The organism is Clostridium sp. (genome assembly GCF_051656525.1).
In the GTDB taxonomy this organism is placed as follows: Bacteria; Bacillota; Clostridia; order Clostridiales; family Clostridiaceae; genus Clostridium.
Genome location: NZ_JBOGCC010000189.1, coordinates 1 through 2,172, shown reverse-complemented (window position 1 = coordinate 2,172; position 2,172 = coordinate 1). Strand labels below are relative to the sequence as shown.

The 2,172-nt window shown below is 32.9% G+C and carries 3 protein-coding genes; all 3 read right to left on the bottom strand.

Annotation, left to right across the window (positions count from 1 at the left end; genetic code table 11):
• Positions 1–734, bottom strand: a 734-nt coding sequence (locus tag ACRDDY_RS09455) for an ABC transporter ATP-binding protein (protein WP_438564703.1), incomplete at its 3' end; no start/stop codon positions are given.
• A 1-nt stretch (position 735) separates the two neighbouring features.
• Positions 736–1,758 carry an ABC transporter ATP-binding protein gene (locus ACRDDY_RS09450; RefSeq protein ID WP_438564702.1) on the bottom strand — a complete coding sequence of 341 codons (1,023 nt, stop codon included), beginning with the start codon at positions 1,756–1,758 and terminating at the stop codon, positions 736–738.
• A gap of 12 nt (positions 1,759–1,770) precedes the next feature.
• Positions 1,771–2,172 (bottom strand): ABC transporter permease (locus ACRDDY_RS09445; RefSeq protein ID WP_438564701.1); only part of this gene is annotated, 402 nt, incomplete at its 5' end.

Below are 2,172 nucleotides of genomic sequence, written 5' to 3'. Positions count from 1 at the left end.
ACATCATCACTTAATCCTTTTTCAACCATTTGACCTAAATACATTACCCCTATATGAGTTGATATATGCTTAACCATTGAAAGGTCATGGGCTATAAATAGATAAGTTAATCCAAGCTCCTCTTGAAGCTCTTCAAGCATGTTTATAACCTGTGCTTGTATAGATACATCAAGAGCTGATATAGGCTCATCACAAACTATAAGTTCTGGTTCAACAGCAAGTGCCCTTGCTATCCCAATCCTTTGTCTTTGCCCTCCTGAGAATTCGTGGGCATATCTATTTATGTGGCTTCCATTCAGTCCAACCTTATCTAAAAGATATCTGATTCTTTCTTCTTTTTCTTTTCCTTCATATAAACCATGAATATCAATAGCTTCCCCTATAATATCTCCAACTGTCATTCTTGGATTTAATGATGCATAAGGATCTTGAAATATCATTTGCATTTTTCTTCTTATAGGCATTAATTCACTATCTTTTAATTTTTCAATATTTTGTCCATTAAAAATTATTTCTCCTGATGTTGAATTATATAATCTTAAAACAGTTCTTCCTGTTGTAGTTTTTCCACACCCTGATTCTCCTACAAGACCTAAAGTTTCACCTTTATTTATAGTAAAAGAAACATTATCTACAGCTTTTACAAAGCTCTTTTTAGAAAACATTCCTTTATTAGCAGGAAAATACTTACAAAGATTTTTAACTTCTAAAATAACTTCTTTTTTCTCACTCATCTTATCTTCCTCCTACCTCTTGCATGTTTCTATCTTTTCTTTCTATCTTTGGTGCATTTTCATGACATAACCAACATCTTGATACATGTCCCTCTTCTACATCAAATAGTGGTGGTAAATTATCCATACAAATTTTCATTGTATAATCACATCTATCAGCAAATGGACATCCTGTTGGTGGCTTTAAAAGATCTGGTGGTTGTCCATCTATTGGTATTAATTTTTCTTTTTCTTTTTTCATTGGATCTGGAACACTGTTTAAAAGACCCCATGTATATGGATGTTTTCCTCTATAGAAAATATCTTCTGCAGTTCCACTTTCAACAATAACCCCACCATACATTACATTTATTCTTGCACAAAGGTCTGCAACTACTCCTAAATCATGAGTTATAAGTATAATTGCAGTATTAAGTTTTTCCTTTAAGTTTTTCATAAGGTCTAAAATTTGTGCTTGAATAGTAACATCTAAAGCTGTTGTTGGCTCATCTGCTATAATAAGTTCTGGTTCACATATAAGACTTATTGCTATCATAGCTCTTTGTCTCATTCCGCCTGAAAATTCATGTGGATACTGTTTCATTCTACTTTCAGGACTTGGAATTCCAACAAGACCTAGCATTTCAACACCTTTTTTCCAAGCTTCAGCCTTTGATACTTTTTTATGCTTTATATAATGCTCTGTAAGTTGTTCTCCAATTGTGTATAAAGGATTTAAAGATGTCATAGGATCTTGGAAAATCATTCCCATCTTATCTCCTCTAATTTTTTCCATATCTTTTTCTTTACATCTACTTATATCTATTCCATTAAATAAAATTTCTTCACTTTCTATCATTGCATTTTCTGCTAAAAGTCTCATTATTGACATCATTGTTACGGATTTTCCGCACCCTGATTCTCCAACAATTCCAAGTGCTTCTCCCTTATTTACATGAAATGTAACTCCTCTAACTGCTTGTACATCTCCTATATGTGTTTTAAATGATGTCTTTAAATTTTTTACCTCTAATATCTTCTCCATAAATCTTCCCCCCTATCTTTGGTGCTTTGGATCTAACGCTTCTGTAAGTCCATCGCCAAGTAAGTTAAACGCTAAAATTATAATACATATAGCAAGTGCTGGGAAAAATAATTGTGTTGGATGTGTACTAATTAATGTTTGTGCTTCACTACAAAGTGTTCCAAGAGATGCACGTGGTGCATTTATTCCAAGACCTATATAGCTTAAAAATGACTCTGTGAATATAGCTTGTGGTATTAAAAGTGTCATTGTTACTATAATTGATCCTATACAGTTTGGAATTAAGTGCTTAAAAAGAATTCTAAATTTTGATGCTCCAAGAGCTTTTGCTGCAAGAACAAACTCTTGCTCCTTAAGCTGCAAGATATCTCCTCTTACAATCCTTGCCATTCCAACCCAATAAGAAATTGAAAG

Bases quoted from the DNA above. Each gene is read 5' to 3' on its own strand.
- ACRDDY_RS09450 (WP_438564702.1), bottom strand. From the start codon at position 1,758: ATGGAGAAGATATTAGAGGTAAAAAATTTAAAGACATCATTTAAAACA.